We start from the raw sequence: 16,104 nt of genomic DNA on the forward strand, positions 1-16,104 counted from the left end.
TTTCCCATTTTGACAAATATAAGCAATAAAAAAGAAAGACTTTATTTTTTAGATAAATATTTTTCAAAAACTGATATTTAAGAGTAAAGTATCCTTTTGGAAGGGCTACACCCTTTATATGAAAAGGTGTAGCCATGAGAGTAAAAGGGTGTAGCTATCCGGACAAAAAGGTGTAGCCCTTTCAAAGCAAGGTTACAAGTACCTAGAAGCTAAATTATATCATCCTTATAAAGACGTTTTCAAAAAGATTGTAAACACCTTAATGTAAAGGTATCAGATTTCTGTAGGAGACTTCCCAAAGTACTTTTTAAACACCGTACTAAAGTAACTGATACTGGAATAACCACAAAGTTCGCTAACTTCTGTGATAGTGTATTTATGAGATTGGAGTAATTCTAAAGCCCGGCTTAAACGAATGGATTTAATAAAGTCAATAGGTGATTGACCTGTCAGTGCTTTTATCTTTTTATACAATAGTGAAGCGCTCACATGCATTTCCATAGCAAAGCTTTCTTTGTCAAAATCCAAATTTTGCATATTATTATGAATCACTTCCACTGCTTTTTTCACAAAATGATCGTTAAGCTCATTCGCCAGAATAGCCTGTTGATCATCATTATTCGGCTTTATTAACTTCAAAGCTTTCTCTTTGACGATTTCCCTGTTTCGCACAAGAGATTTTATCCGTTGCTCCAGAAGCGATATATCAAAAGGTTTTGTGATATAGTCCTCCGCTCCCAAACCTAAACCTTCCAACTGGTCACTTTTATCACAAAGTGAAGTTAGCAGGATCACCGGAATATGCGAAGTTTCAAAAGTAGATTTGATCAATTTACATAACTCAAAGCCATCCATATCAGGCATCATCACATCCGAAATAATCAATTCTGGAGATTCCTTTTGAAGTAATTCCCATGCTTCATTGCCATTGCCAGCCTCTAAGATGTTATATTGATTTTCAAAAGAACACTTCAGGAAGTTCCGCAAATCTTTATTATCATCTACGATTAATATAGATTTCTTCTTTTCGGATTTATCATCTTCCCTTTTATATTCCAATTGATCAGACGAACCATCAGCAGATGTGATATTCCCCGGCTCTTCATGTTCAGCAGGTGCAACCTCAACCACTTCTTTATAAGGGATGTTTATTTTGAATAAAGAACCTTCATTCTCCTTACTTTCAAGAGAGACTTTTCCCTCATGCATCAAAACGTAATTCTTCACCAATAACAAGCCTATCCCGGAACCTACCATACGCGAATTAACCTTATTATCTCCTCTATAAAACTCTTTGAACAATTTTTTCTGAGCATTATCAGAGATACCCAATCCATAATCTCTCACCTCCAAGCTCCAATAGTACTCATTACAATTCAATGTAAGTTCCACCCTACCATTCGTATGAGAATACTTTATAGCATTAGATATCAAGTTATCAACGACTTTCTCTATTTTCAACTCATCGACAGCTGACATATAAGATTCTCTGTTAGAGACAAACTCCAATATAACATTCTTTTTTCCCGCCGTAGACTTGAACATTGTTTTCCGCCTGTACACCAATTTAACAATATCAACCATCACCAGAAACAGTTGTCCTTTCCCCATATCCACTTTCTGAAAATCCAGGAGTTGGGTTGCAACATTAGATAAACGTTCAGACTGTTCCGTAGCCAGATTCAGATAATAATGCCCTTTGTCTGATAATTCTTTCTCTTTATTCAATTCCTGAATAGGCGCGTTTATCAACGTTATCGATGTACGAAGATCATGAGCCGTATTTGTGAAAAAACGGATTTTATCTTCAGCATGACGCTGTTTCAAACGGTTTATATAGAATTTAAGCACAAAGAATGTAATGCTCATTATAATAATGAATACCACCAGACGGAACCACCACGTCTGCCAGTAAAGCGGAATAACGTGTATGTCCAATGTACGTTCATCGACTATCTGAGAAAGTGAATTATTGTACATTCTTACTTTAAGCCGGAAATTCCCATTAGGAATATTGGTATAAGTGATTATCTGCTGACTGGAAGGATGTGACCATTCTGTATCAAGCCCTTCCATTTTCCATGAAAATTTTATTTCTTTGGAAGAAACGCCAATAGGCAATACCTCAAGCGTCAAAGTATTCTGATCATATTTGAATGAAATATCTGTTTGCTTATTCACCGGAATTCCACGCAACAAATCTTGATTTTCTCTGATAGAACTGCCGGAAATAGTGATATTCTGGAAATAAATCTCCCCGTTGAGCTGGGTATGATATAATTTATCGGGATCAAACATTACCGCCCCGTTATTTGTACCCCACATCAATTCGCCATTGCGTAATTTGCAGCTGGCATTCACATTGAATGAAGCACTGGAGAGAGCTAAAGTAGAATAATAAGCATGCACCGTGCTGTCGGCAGGATTATAGCGGCACAATCCATTTTCCGTTCCTAACCATAAATATCCATTATCATACATGACACTATTCACATAGTTAGATGGCAATCCGGATTCCACTGTTATTTTATGAGTTTCACGAGTCGTGTAGTTATGGTGCAGCAATCCGTCTCCGGAAGTGGCCACCCAAATATCATCCCCCATTACTAAAATATCCTGTGCAAGACATTCCGGTAAGAAAGTGATTTTCCCTGTTTCTTTGTCTAGCAAAAGCACAGAATAAGTACAGGCCAACAGCATTTTTCCCGGAGAAAACTCCATAAACGTACGCATGGGCTGTGCACCATACGTATGAAAACGCTTTTCTTTTGTTAAATAGCATATTACATCTTGGATACCTCCAATCCAGATATCACCCTCACTGTCCTTATATATATTCATTATGAATTTACCGTCAGATTTCAAATCCGATGTATTCCGCGGATAATGAACCAATTCTTTTCCGGTATTCCGATCTAAAACATAAAACCCGGATGAGAACGAACCTGCCCAGATATTTCCTTCGTCATCTTCACATAAAGCCAGAAAAACCTGTGCCTGTTCCTGTTTATTCTGATAATAAGTATCCCATTCATTAGTGGCGACTCTCCACCTGCTTATCCCATTATTTGTAGCAAACCAGATATCCCCTTTGCTATCTTCCAATATCTTGTTTACATTATCATTCCCTAAAGAATTCGGATTATTAACCTGATGGGTAATTTGATTAATTAAGGGAGATTTCCAGTCGAAGAAAGAAAGCCCACCAGTATAGGTAGTGACCCACACCCTCTGCTGACCGTCGCAAAAGATGTCATAAACCCCGTCCCCACGAAGAGAGAAAGGATTATCAATATCTTCTTTCAAAATATTCAGAACCGTTTTTTTATCCTTATCCAATTCCCATACTCCCTGCCCGTCGATTCCGACTAACAGTGTTGAATCCGAACTTTCCGTTATCACTGCGATAGGTTGCTTTGGGAAATTAGAAAATGGCAATAACGTTTTCTTTTTCATGTCCAGATAGAAAAGACCATCAGTGGAAGTTCCTATCCATACAATCTCTCTTTTATGATCATAAAAAAGAGTATTTATCTGAAACGTATCTTCTATTCCACATATATTTTTTTGTTTCAACGTATTCGTATTTAATAGTCTAATGCTATCCTGATTGGCTACAAGCAGATGTGTTTGATCATAAGACGCTATGCACTGTGTTCGAACCGGTGTCTCGCCTATTTTGGTAAATATCCCATTTTTATATTTGCATAATCCTCCAGACGTAGGAACCCAGAGAGTCTGTTCATCATCAATAACGACTTTGCCCACACTTAAATAAGTATTATTTAATGAAACCCTGAGATCCAGAAATAAATCAAACCGATCAAACAGTTCATTATAATGAAAAAATTGCCCATTATTCGTATATGCTATTAAAAATGAATTATTATAGGCCAATTTGACATTTATGATATTGGCTGTTTTATAAGGAAGCTGATAAATACGATAATCACTTTCCGTAATTCTCAATATACCCGTTTTAGAGGAAGCCCAGATAAAACCATTCCCATCTTTACAAACAGAGGCCATCTCCCGCATGGAAATTCCATACATCGCATTAATATTATAAAACTTCACATCCGAAGCATATATATTAAAAATAGAAAGGAAAAGAAAGAATATAAGCAGGCGTGATTTCATAATATTACTGTTAGCTCTTGCAAATATAATATATTTGAAAGCAATCAACCAATATATGCATTATTTTGTCTAATTTTGCACCTCGTTTCACAAAAAGTACAGATTATCTATGAAAGCGTTCGAATTCAGACCAAAGCTATTCACAGCTTTGAAGAACTACTCGAAAGAATTATTCATGGCAGACCTGATGGCCGGTATCATAGTAGGTATCGTCGCTCTCCCGCTTGCCATTGCATTTGGTATTGCATCCGGTGTATCACCCGAAAAAGGTATTATCACGGCAATCATTGCCGGATTCATTATCTCCATGTTGGGAGGTAGCAAAGTACAGATCGGTGGTCCTACGGGAGCTTTTATCGTCATTATCTATGGCATCATCCAGCAATATGGAGAAGCGGGACTGATTGTTGCCACGCTGATGGCGGGAGTCATTCTTATCCTGTTAGGGATATTCAAGCTGGGTGCTGTAATCAAGTTTATCCCCTATCCTATTATCGTGGGATTTACCAGTGGTATTGCCGTCACTATCTTCACCACGCAGATAGCCGATATCTTCGGACTTAATTTCGGTGGTGAAAAGGTTCCCGGAGATTTTGTCGGGAAATGGATGATCTATTTCCAGCATTTCGATACTATCAACTGGTGGAATACAATTGTCAGCATCGTAAGTATTGCAATTATCGCCATAACCCCGAAATTCTCAAAGAAGATACCGGGGTCGCTGATTGCCATTATTGTAGTAACGGTAGCGGTATATCTGATGAAGACTTATGCCGGAATCAACTGCATAGATACCATTGGTGACCGTTTCAGCATCAAGGCGGAACTGCCGGATGCAGTAATGCCTTCACTAAACTGGGAGGCTATTCAGGACTTATTCCCTGTAGCCATTACCATTGCGGTATTAGGAGCCATCGAATCGCTGCTTTCCGCTACGGTAGCGGATGGTGTTATTGGCGATAAGCATGATTCCAATACGGAATTGATAGCACAAGGAGCTGCCAACCTAATAACGCCCCTGTTTGGTGGTATTCCTGCCACCGGTGCCATTGCACGTACAATGGCTAATATAAACAATGGTGGTAAAACCCCTGTTGCAGGTATGGTACATGCAGTGGTACTATTACTTATTCTTCTGTTCCTGATGCCTCTGGCACAATACATTCCGATGGCTTGTCTGGCAGGTGTGCTGGTGATTGTTTCCTATAACATGAGTGGCTGGCGCACATTCAAGGCACTACTGAAGAATCCGAAATCAGACGTCACCGTATTGCTGATTACCTTCTTCCTGACAGTTATTTTCGACTTAACCATTGCTATTGAAGTGGGTCTTGTCATAGCTTGTGTACTCTTTATGCATCGTGTGATGGAAACCACTGAAATTTCTGTTATCAAAGATGAGATTAATCTGAATGAAGAATCTAACAGCAAAGAAGATGAAGAAAACCTGTCCATTCCCAAGGGCGTGGAAGTGTATGAGATAAATGGCCCTTACTTCTTCGGTATTGCTACTAAGTTCGAGGAAATCATGTCCAGACTGGGTGATCGCCCCGAAGTCCGCATTATCCGTATGAGAAAAGTACCTTTCATCGATTCCACAGGTATTCACAACCTAACCAATCTTTGCCAGATGGCGCAACGGGAAAAGACAACGATCGTACTTTCCGGCGTGAATGAAAAAGTGCACAAAGCATTAGAAAAATCCGGCTTCTACGAATTGCTGGGCGAGAAGAATATCTGCCCGAACATTAATGTAGCATTGGAAAGGGCGAAAGAATTATTGGATGAGTAAAACAAAGTAATAATATAAAGGAGGGAATGATTTTTTCATTCCCTCCTTTATATTATTAAAGATATTTATTCTCTCATCCATGCTCCGGTAATCTCTGCCACATAAATATGATGCAAACCGCCATGAGCCCCACCATACCATTGCTTACAAACACTTGGATCTATAAAACAATCTTCTTTCATTACATCCGTATAAAGCTTGCGGCATTCCAGACTGAGACGTCCTTGTTCAAAAAGAATATTTCCTTTTTCAGTAATAACCGGTTTCAGTCCCGTCTCTTTTACCTTGTCTACTTCCCTACCCGATTTGCTTCCACATATCTTATGGATAGCTCTGTTCTCTTCTCCCAGGAAAGAGAGTGTGAAGTATTCACTCTTCTCAATAAACTCAAACGTGTAACGTTCCGGACGGATAAAGACATAGACCACCGGTTTGTTCCATAGGAAGCCTATACCGCCCCAACTGGCAGTCATCGTATTGAAATGATCTTTATTACCTGCCGTCACCAGCATCCATTCTTTACCGATAACTTCAAAGAAGTTCTCTGAAAGGTCTTTAATTGCAATAGGTTTCATACTACTTAATTATTTTACTATAATCTTAATTCAAACTCTTTTCACTCCATTATTTCCCGTTTGTAGGATCTATATACCCAACGTATTGGATATATAGATGGGGCGCGCTGGATATATAGATCGGACACATTGGATATATAGGCCCAATACGTTGGATATATAGCTCCTGTAAACCGATTAATAAGAGACACTTACCGATATTCCTGCTTCTTTAATTAAAGCAGCAATGCGATCCAGTTCCTCATGAGTAGCCTTACATAAATCATGGTCAGGCGTTTCACGATCGATAGTATAAATCATCACCTGACGGGGTTTTATCTCTTTCACAACCTCCAGCCATGGAAGAACGTACTTATCCGAAGTATTATCCACGTCTTTCCCCTGATAATTGCCTTTCATGAACATAGTCTGAATAATGCAGTTGCCTTGAAAAGCTTTCATATGTTCTACGATTTCGCCCACGGAATAATGCCCTGTAGGCCGATCCACAGTATGAATATAATCCTCGTCTACTGTATCGAGTTTCAAGATGTTGTTATCTATCTTATTCAGCGCATCAAACACTGCAGGGCGGTGAATAAAGGTGGAATTACTCAATACACTGACTTTGGCATTCGGGAAATACTTATCACGAAGCATCAACGTATCTTCTATGATTTCAGGGAAATGCGGATGAGCTGTAGGTTCACCGTTTCCGGCAAAGGTCAATACATCCGGTTGAGGTCCATTCTGTTGCATATCCTGCAATCTGGCTTCAAGGGCATTGCGAACCTCTTCGCGGGTAGGCAATGCCTTCTTGGGACGATGGTCTGCATTGAAACCGCATTCACAATAAATGCAGTCGAATGAACACACCTTACCATCTTCCGGCAATAAGTTAATCCCTAAGGATACTCCCAAACGGCGGGAATGAACAGGACCGAAAATGGGAGACGGATAAATTACAGTCATTTTATTTACGATTTGACAATTGACGATTCAAATTACTGAATTACTGTAAAAACCGGATACAGTATTTTCAGCGTTTATAACGGCAAAGTTAACTAAATCTTTATACGAAGCTGCATTTGTAAGTCGGCTTTTTTGTTTCCTTGTATCAGGTCGTTACCCGAACCAATATTCTCACGGTCTTCGTAGATAGTCTGCCCGAATTTAACAAGGAACATAAAAACTTTGTTCACATCATACCGGGCACAGGCAGAAAAGCGAAATCCTTGTCCATAAAACGAAGGTGTATAGAAGGTGTAAAGCAGACCTTTTTCGGAAGCATAAATACGGGAATCGTAATCATCCGTATGGAAATAAGTACCCTGCACAGATATCTTTATGGGAAAAGAAAAAGCATACGAACAGGATTGTGTAAACTGATATCCCTGGCTTCCCTCCTGCCCTTGGAAATGAAAATGATTATAATCCACCGTTGTTCGTAACTGTAGATTATCAGGTGAATAAGTCAGACGGTAACGAAGGCGATGCTGATAAGTAGGAAGGATAACTTTTCCATCCGTCCCCGCTACATCTCTCTCTTTTCGCTTATAGCGATAGTTAACATACATAGATAAGTTTCGCTTAGGAGAATAGATTGACTGAAACATGCCATCCACACCTTGCGACGGTTTACTGATGCGGTATTTCCACCAGGGAAAAGAAAACAAATCCAGAGAAGCGAAGAATTTCCAATGTGCCAAAGGCGATGCTTCGGCAGCCAGATACCAGCCATTTTCATTTTGCGGCGTACTACTTTCACCAAACGAACGTGCAAACATTGCCCAGTAATCATGACTATAATATCTATGAACAATCAGCAGTTGATAACCAGTTAATATATTATATTTCAATTGGTTTAGTAGTGAATAACCTTGTTTGCCCATAGCTGCTTCACCTGTCAGAGTAAATCGATTCCAGCGATATTTATAATCTACACCCACATTATGAAAGTAATTCCCTTGCAAATTATACTTGGCATAGGTTCTTAACACCGGTTGATAACTACGGTTGAAAAAGTAGTAAATGCCTGTCATTCCTACTTTTAGATTGTTCTTTTCATAGGTAATATTCCCACCCGTCAGCTGTAAAATGAAAGCATTTACTTTATCCGCTTCCTTCTCCGTACGATGCAATCCGGTTTTATAAATAGAGGTAATTTCATTCCCTTCTATAACCCCATCCATAGAACGATGTGAATAAAAACCGGATAACTGAAGTGCAGGGATAACCTCCACTGTTGCCGCAGCACCCCTGAAATAATTATATTCATCCGTTGAACTGTGCTTCCGGATGCCACCACTACGGTTATCCACCGTTGAGAGAGAATAAGTTTTCCCTAAACGGAAATCAGTGCTGACTACTAAGCCTTGTCCGAAACTTAATCTGTAATTTCCCAATGCCAATGTTTTCAACTTACCCAGATTACGAAGCAGAAAGTAGATAGAATAATAATCATATCCTTTTTCATTATGCAGGGCAAAGAAAGGTTCTCCTGCATCCTTTTCAGCCGTAATTCCCATTTGGAAATAGTCTCCGTAACGATACCCATATCTTAGAGAGTGGTACATTGCAGGTCCCAGATAATTCTTCTGATAACCTTTACGGGTATAGAAAGGCACATCCAGCCGGGTTAAGACCTCCTGTTTACCATATTTCAACAGACTTTTCAACCGGGGAAAACCTATCTTTTCGGGCACAGGATGTACACAAACAAAAGGGAGCAGCAGGTCGATGGTATGCTTATCCATCTCTTCCACCAATTGCAATTCATAAATGGTTTTCATCTGCCCGTGTATATACACATAAGCCAAGATATTTTCAATCTGAATGTCCGAAAGAAAAGGAAATTGCTCTAATTCACGTTTAGTAGTAACATTGATATTAACAGGTTCCTGCAGGCGATTGGAAAGCTCTTCAAGTTCATCTTCCCAGTTCTTTTCTTCTTCATCCATAGAGAGTTGCTCTATATTCTCTTCCCACAAGGACACACTTGTATTTTGAGCTTCAAGTACAGGAGTCATCAGCAGCATACTCAGAAAAACTCCCAACTTGAGTAATTTCATTCGTGTAAATAAGTTTAATTGTCGCGAAATTACCATAAATAAGTTAACACGGCAAGGAAAACATCGACAATCAGATCAAATATAAAGATAAACACTTAATTTTGTGGCATGAACGCACGACTGAACATATTCATCATCGTAGTCTTCCTTCTGTTCGGAACTTCCCTATGTCAGGCGCAGGAAACGAAAACCGAAGGATACCTGGTTCCTATGTGCGTTTACGAAGGAGACACTATCCCGTATATAAAGATACCCACCGTTTATATCTTCAAACCTCTCAAATTCAAGAACAAGAAACAGTTGAATGAATATAACCGACTGGTATATAACGTAAAGAAGGTATTACCTATCTCCAAAGAAATCAACCGTGCAGTTATTGAAACTTACGAATATATGATGACTTTACCCGATGAGAAGAGCCGTCAGAAACACATGAAAGCAGTAGAAAAAAGCCTGAAAGAACAATATACTCCACGCATGAAAAAGCTTTCTTTCTCTCAAGGAAAGTTATTAATCAAATTAGTGGACCGCCAAACCAATTCCACGGGTTACGAACTGGTAAAAGCCTTCATGGGACCTTTTAAAGCAGGTTTCTATCAGACTTTCGCCGCACTGTTCGGTGCCAGTCTGAAAAAACAATATGATCCCACTGGAGATGATGCGCTTACCGAACGGGTTATTCTGTTGGTAGAAAGCGGACAGCTTTGAAATAGAAGTATCCTACTGCTTATTTATGTAATTTTTCAATTCCAACAGTCCCCTGTAATAACCTTCAAAGATCGTATGACTGTGTTTTTCTATATTCAAAGAATCATAGTTCAAAACAATCTTCGGACAAGTGGATAATATCTTTATTGCCTCCTCTGTGGCAGGCTTAAATGACTCTTCTATTTTATCCTTCTTCCCGCTTGCCAGATACATATAAAGTTGGTTATCCCCTTTGTACTCTTTAGTAAATTCTGAAAGTTTATCAATCATCATCTTCTTGCTATACATATAGTTAGGAGATACAGACAGAATACATTGAAACAAACCGGGATTGCTAAGTAAAGCATACGTCACAAACGTGCCGCCTAACGAATGTCCTACCAGTATATTCCGCGAACCCGTATTATATCTACTCTTTATAAAAGGAATAATTTCCTTTTCCAGAGATAACAATAAAGAATCTCCCTTTCCAGGATCATCATACCCCTTTACCGATTCTTCTTCCGTATAAGGAGGAGTTAATTCACTCTGCCTGTTAGGATTCGAAATACCAACAATTATACAGGGAACACCCGGATACAACAATTCAAAGGTGGAACAAAACAAATTGAAAGTAGGCGGATATTGAGCATCAAATACATAGATAGTCAACAATGAATCACTTTTCAACGTAGCATCTACCCCACTCCGGTATACTTGTAGTTCGCGTGAATCATCAAAATATTCAGAGTCATAAATATACCTGTCGCCCAATGGTTGCAACGAATAAAAGTCTGCTTGCGCTTTACCATTCCAGCTATGGAAAATACAGAATAAAAGAATTAATAAAACCTTTTTCATAGTTTGAACCCTCCTGTTGATATAATGTTAAGAACATTGTTAGTAATGAAAAACAGTCATTATAGAAAGCCATGTATTTCAAACACTTATCTATGTTGAAAACTTCTATAAACCATTGTTCATTTCTCTATTGATAAGGACATGATAACCACTGTTTGAACAGGGTTCAAACAACTTATCAACACCTTGTTATTTCAGTTTCTTGAATAAATCCCAGATAACGATACCGGCAGTTACAGATACGTTCAATGAGTGTTTCGTACCATATTGGGGTATCTCAATACATCCATCGGAATGGTCAATAACCTCCTGCTGAACTCCTTTCACCTCATTGCCCATAACTACTGCATACTTCTTAGTACGGTCTAAAGACAGCTCATCCAGCATGATACTGCCTTCCGCCTGCTCTACGGAATAAACAGTATATCCTTCCTTTTTAAGGTTATCAACAGCTTCAACACAGTTATCAACATACTTCCAGTCGACAGTGAATTCAGCACCTAAAGCTGTTTTATGCATCTCAGGATGGGGCGGAGTAGCTGTAATGCCACACAGGTAGATACATTCCACCCGGAAAGCATCCGAAGTACGAAATACAGAACCAATGTTATGAAGACTGCGGATATTATCCAATACCACCACCAGGGGCAGTTTCTCAGCTTCCTTAAACTCCTCTATACTAATACGATTCAGTTCTGTTATTTTCAGTTTACGCATAACAACTATACTCTTTAAATGGCTTTTATTAATAGATTGATTTACAAAGACTTGTTTAACACAAGTGTTTTATTTGCACCACGCTTGTGTTTCATTTATATAACACAAGCATTACAGACAAGCCACACAAGTGTAGAACAAACAACGTACTTATACGTTATCTTTTTATTCCTGTTGCAAAGATACTTCTTTCCGTTCACATCCCTGTTAATAACCGTTGAAAAGCTGTCAAAAGAGTAGGGAAAGAAATTCAAAAATAATTCTTGCAATATTCAAAACAACGTATATGCACCCACCGGAATGAACATTCCAAAAAAGTTAAGAGAAACTTTCCGAGGTTATATAAACACATTTTTCAGTCCTATTACACCGGTTTATAACCATAAAGTTATTAACTTTGCACTTTATCAACAAGGTGTTGAAAGAGTTTTATAGATGGCTTATTATCAAGAGATATACCTTTTATTTGCCCGTTGATAACGTACGGATAAAGTTTTATCTCATACTAATAACTTCATAGACAAGAAAAATCGTATTTACTTGTCGACACTATTAACAGCCTATCATCACCATCAAAGGATTTTTAAATTAGAAAGAGAAATAAAAAATATAATTATGAATAATCTCATAGAAGCTATCAAGCAACTTAAAAAGGAGAAGAACGCGATTATTCTGGGGCACTATTACCAGAAGGGAGAAATACAGGATATAGCCGATTACGTCGGCGATAGTCTGGCATTGGCCCAATGGGCAGCCAAAACGGAAGCGGATATCATTGTGATGTGTGGTGTTCACTTTATGGGTGAAACGGCCAAGGTGCTTTGTCCGAATAAGAAAGTGCTGGTTCCTGATATGGCAGCCGGTTGTTCGTTGGCGGACAGTTGTCCGGCGGACAAGTTCAGTCAGTTTGTCAAAGAGCATCCCGGATATACGGTGATATCTTACGTGAATACGACAGCTGCCGTGAAAGCAGTGACGGATGTTGTGGTAACTTCCACCAATGCGAAGCAGATCGTGGAAAGTTTCCCCAAAGATGAGAAAATAATCTTTGGTCCTGACAGAAACCTGGGGAATTATATTAACTCTATCACGGGGCGCAATATGTTATTATGGGACGGCGCATGCCATGTACACGAACAATTCTCGGTTGAAAAGATTGTTGAATTAAAAGCGCAGCATCCCGATGCAGTGGTCTTGGCACATCCCGAATGTAAGAGTGTAGTTTTGAAGTTGGCTGATGTGGTAGGTTCAACCGCAGCATTGCTGAAGTATGCAGTGAATCATCCCGAGAAAGAGTATATTGTTGCTACCGAATCGGGCATCCTTCATGAGATGCAGAAGAAATGTCCGCAAACGACGTTTATTCCGGCTCCTCCTAACGATAGCACCTGTGCCTGCAATGAATGTAGCTTCATGAGATTAAATACGCTGGAAAAGCTTTATAATTGCTTGAAAGACGAATCTCCGGAAATAACAGTAGATCCTGAAATTGCTGAGAAAGCAGTGAAGCCTATCAAGAGGATGCTGGAGATTTCGGCAAAACTGGGGCTTTGATAAAGTGGTAGGGTGATATCACTTTATCACCCTTATTCTCCTCTTATAAATGCAATTTTTGTAACAATCCCCTCTTTTCCTTCACTGTCTGCGGCAAGTACCATATATATTCCTGTGGCCACTCTCCTACCTTGTTTATTTCTTCCGTCCCAGGTGAATTGCCCTCCCAGGGAAGTACCTTGGTAAATAAGATGTCCGGCAGTATCCACAATCTTCACATCACTGTCGTAAACCATTCCCGTAACAGTAATCACTCCGCTGTAGTCTGGACGTACCGGATTAGGATAAGCACGTACATTGCTCTCTTTAAAGCTGTTTTCAGCCTCTGTAGCGTTACTTTGGTAAGAAACGAGCCCCTTGCTTGTTCCGATGAAGACTTCGCCGGTACGGGGATGTATGGCAATAGATACGATGCTATTGGAAAGCAGCGGACTGTTTTCTTCCGTAAAGTGATGAATCGTTTCCATTCCATCCGCACTTATCAGGTAAATTCCATTGGATGCTGTACCTATCCACTTTCTGTTGGCACCATCTATTGCAATGGCATTAATCGCTTCGTTCACCAGTAAGAAATCAGCCAACCCGCTGTCATCATTACGCGGAACTTTAATCTGTGTACAATAGAAGTTATCATTGAAATAGCGGGAAGGATTGTTCAGTACCAAAGGACCTTTGTTAGTACCGATCCAGATAACTCCCTCTTTATCCTCGGCAATGCAATAAATTGCGAGCTGTTCTAAAAGGGTTCCGTCCTGATTCGTAAACCGGGTAATGAACCTGTGTTGGTCGTCCGAAGTATCCGCTATAGTGCCGTTATAATTCAAGCAGAACAATCCTCCCGACTCTATACGCGAAGAAGTGGCCCATAGCCAACCTCTTTTATCAAAGATAGTCCGTCCGAAATTACTTGCCTTTACTATTTCCGGATAATGAAGACTTGCCCAGTCACCATTTTTCATCAATACACTCACTGCATGTTGTGTCTCGCAACTCACCATCCAAAGGTTATTTTCTTTGTCATAAATCAGTCCGTTCACGCGTACATAACTATCTGCCCAAGGTTCATTAGGTACAGCACTTTCCAACGGACTGTTATGCATACTATACCAGTTTATGAACTTCCCATCTTTAAATTCGTAAATCCCTTCTCCTGCCGATGCTGCAAAATGATGAGCAGCGTCTTTAGGATCCTGCACAATACAGTTTATATCATCGTATCGATGTTTGGTTTGTTCACTGATGCCTTCTTCCTGAAAACTGTTCCAGGTATTATTTTCAAAGGTCATAATGGTTCCGGGCCTGTCAAGTCTGTTGGCTATATGTCCTCCTCCGGTAATCAGCAATCGTTCTCCAGCAAAATTCATATAATACGGATAGTTCCGTACAGGACTATTCGGAGTAATATTTTCGGGTACTTCTCCTTTGAAAGGAATATCGTGGTATTGTGAGAGGAATTCAGAGGTATCATCCGACACTTTCTTCCAGTTCTTAATATCTAGTAGATTATCTGTCAATAACCCTGCAAGCAATCCTTCGGAGGTAGCGGCATAAAGATGATTATCCGATACATTACATGCCAGAACGTTTTTATTCAGAGGATAGTAATTGCTGATTTCCCGCTTTTTCAGATTGATACAAAGAATACCCGACGCAGTGGATAAATAGGTGTATTCCTTATAAAAACAAGCGTGGTTGACCGTCTTATCCTGCGTCATATTCTTGTTTTTATAATCGGGAAGGTTATAGATATCCTCCTCATTCACCAACAGGTCTATATTCGCATTGGAATAAATAATGACCAATGATTTATAGGCTGACTGGTAAGCAATATAAGATATTTCCGTATCGCTTAGCGGAAAGGATTTTGAATAAGTTCGTATGCTGGTATCTTCTTTATCATAAGCATATAAATCACCATTGGCAAGGATGAAGAGTTTACTTCCAATGACTTCACTGCGGGTAGGATTATGATAAGAAAGGTAAGTTTGCCACTCTCCTATTGCATTTTGCGAATAGGCAGGCAGAAGGTAGATTAAGCAGAGAAGAAATATATATTGAAATCTCATAAAATCAGAGTTATATTAGTTTGTAAGCAACACACTTACAAACTAATAACTCTATATTTACGGGTTTATTGTATGCTATTAAGGAATTTGCAAAGTTTGTTTGTAGCTATGGCGCGGTGGCTGATTTTGTTTTTCAGTTCGTTGCCCATCTCTGCAAAAGTCTGCGTATATCCTTCGGGAACAAATATAGGATCATATCCGAAACCTGAGTTTCCTCTTCTGGTTTTGATGATTTCTCCTTTGATTACACCTTCAAACAAATGCTCTTTTCCGTCAATAATCAGTGCAAATGCAGTGCGGAATTGCGCTTTCCGGTTCTCTATTCCTTCCATGGCATGCAGCAGTTTCAGCATATTTGCTTCTGCATTATGTCCGTCTCCGGCATAGCGTGCCGAGTAAACTCCCGGTTCTCCGTTTAAAGCTTCTACTTCCAGACCGGTATCATCAGCAAAACAATCCATCTGGTAATTTTCATAAATGTACTGTGCTTTCAGTAAAGCGTTTCCTTCCAAAGTATCGGCAGTTTCAGGTATGTCCGTATGGCAATGAATGTCTTTCAGACTAAGAAGTTCTATTCTGTTACCTAAAATAGCGGTTACTTCTTCCAATTTGTGTGCATTGTTTGTGGCAAATACGAATTTATGTTTCATATGTTGATTGGT

Annotated in this window: 11 protein-coding genes; 3 read left to right on the forward strand and 8 right to left on the reverse strand. The window is 39.4% G+C overall.

Translation table 11 applies throughout. From position 1 onward, the window contains the following. Nucleotides 1-273: 273 nt before the first annotated feature. Nucleotides 274-4,140 carry a hybrid sensor histidine kinase/response regulator transcription factor gene (locus tag DWW10_RS09985; RefSeq protein ID WP_022393187.1) on the reverse strand — a complete coding sequence of 1,289 codons (3,867 nt, stop codon included), beginning with the start codon at nucleotides 4,138-4,140 and terminating at the stop codon, nucleotides 274-276. A 109-nt stretch (nucleotides 4,141-4,249) separates the two neighbouring features. Between DWW10_RS09985 and DWW10_RS09990 the strand changes: the two genes are divergently transcribed. Continuing rightward, nucleotides 4,250-5,932 (forward strand): SulP family inorganic anion transporter, encoded by a 1,683-nt coding sequence (locus DWW10_RS09990; RefSeq protein ID WP_022393188.1) that lies wholly within the window; start codon nucleotides 4,250-4,252, stop codon nucleotides 5,930-5,932. Nucleotides 5,933-5,997: 65 nt separating this feature from the next. Here DWW10_RS09990 and DWW10_RS09995 read toward each other — a convergent pair whose 3' ends face one another. The 3 genes from DWW10_RS09995 to DWW10_RS10005 form a co-directional block, all read right to left on the reverse strand. Next, complete coding sequence (locus tag DWW10_RS09995) at nucleotides 5,998-6,507, reverse strand: flavin reductase family protein (RefSeq protein ID WP_022393189.1); 510 nt, start codon at nucleotides 6,505-6,507, stop codon at nucleotides 5,998-6,000. Between the two features lie 177 nt (nucleotides 6,508-6,684). After that, nucleotides 6,685-7,458, reverse strand: a complete 774-nt coding sequence (locus DWW10_RS10000; protein ID WP_022393190.1) for a radical SAM protein — start codon at nucleotides 7,456-7,458, stop codon at nucleotides 6,685-6,687. A 92-nt stretch (nucleotides 7,459-7,550) separates the two neighbouring features. Further along, the gene (locus DWW10_RS10005; protein WP_022393191.1) at nucleotides 7,551-9,557 is read right to left on the reverse strand and encodes a helix-hairpin-helix domain-containing protein; all 2,007 of its coding nucleotides are present in this window, start codon (nucleotides 9,555-9,557) and stop codon (nucleotides 7,551-7,553) included. Between the two features lie 108 nt (nucleotides 9,558-9,665). Between DWW10_RS10005 and DWW10_RS10010 the strand changes: the two genes are divergently transcribed. Next, on the forward strand, nucleotides 9,666-10,265 hold the full coding sequence (locus tag DWW10_RS10010) for a DUF4294 domain-containing protein (protein WP_007211410.1): 600 nt from the start codon (nucleotides 9,666-9,668) through the stop codon (nucleotides 10,263-10,265). 12 nt (nucleotides 10,266-10,277) lie between these two features. Here the strand turns inward: DWW10_RS10010 and DWW10_RS10015 are convergent, their stop codons facing one another. Continuing rightward, the gene (locus DWW10_RS10015) at nucleotides 10,278-11,105 is read right to left on the reverse strand and encodes an alpha/beta hydrolase (protein ID WP_022393192.1); all 828 of its coding nucleotides are present in this window, start codon (nucleotides 11,103-11,105) and stop codon (nucleotides 10,278-10,280) included. Nucleotides 11,106-11,294: 189 nt separating this feature from the next. Beyond that, nucleotides 11,295-11,822 (reverse strand): RNA methyltransferase, encoded by a 528-nt coding sequence (locus DWW10_RS10020; protein WP_007211408.1) that lies wholly within the window; start codon nucleotides 11,820-11,822, stop codon nucleotides 11,295-11,297. Between the two features lie 516 nt (nucleotides 11,823-12,338). Between DWW10_RS10020 and nadA the strand changes: the two genes are divergently transcribed. Next, complete coding sequence (gene nadA, locus DWW10_RS10025; RefSeq protein ID WP_225979462.1) at nucleotides 12,339-13,376, forward strand: quinolinate synthase NadA; 1,038 nt, start codon at nucleotides 12,339-12,341, stop codon at nucleotides 13,374-13,376. A gap of 32 nt (nucleotides 13,377-13,408) precedes the next feature. Here nadA and porZ read toward each other — a convergent pair whose 3' ends face one another. Further along, nucleotides 13,409-15,442, reverse strand: coding sequence for a type IX secretion system anionic LPS delivery protein PorZ (porZ, locus tag DWW10_RS10030; RefSeq protein ID WP_118420756.1), 2,034 nt, complete (start codon nucleotides 15,440-15,442; stop codon nucleotides 13,409-13,411). Between the two features lie 65 nt (nucleotides 15,443-15,507). Continuing rightward, nucleotides 15,508-16,092 (reverse strand): non-canonical purine NTP diphosphatase, encoded by a 585-nt coding sequence (locus DWW10_RS10035; protein WP_007661159.1) that lies wholly within the window; start codon nucleotides 16,090-16,092, stop codon nucleotides 15,508-15,510. Nucleotides 16,093-16,104: the final 12 nt, after the last annotated feature.

Source organism: Bacteroides intestinalis (assembly GCF_003464595.1).
Classification (GTDB): domain Bacteria; phylum Bacteroidota; class Bacteroidia; order Bacteroidales; family Bacteroidaceae; genus Bacteroides; species Bacteroides intestinalis_A.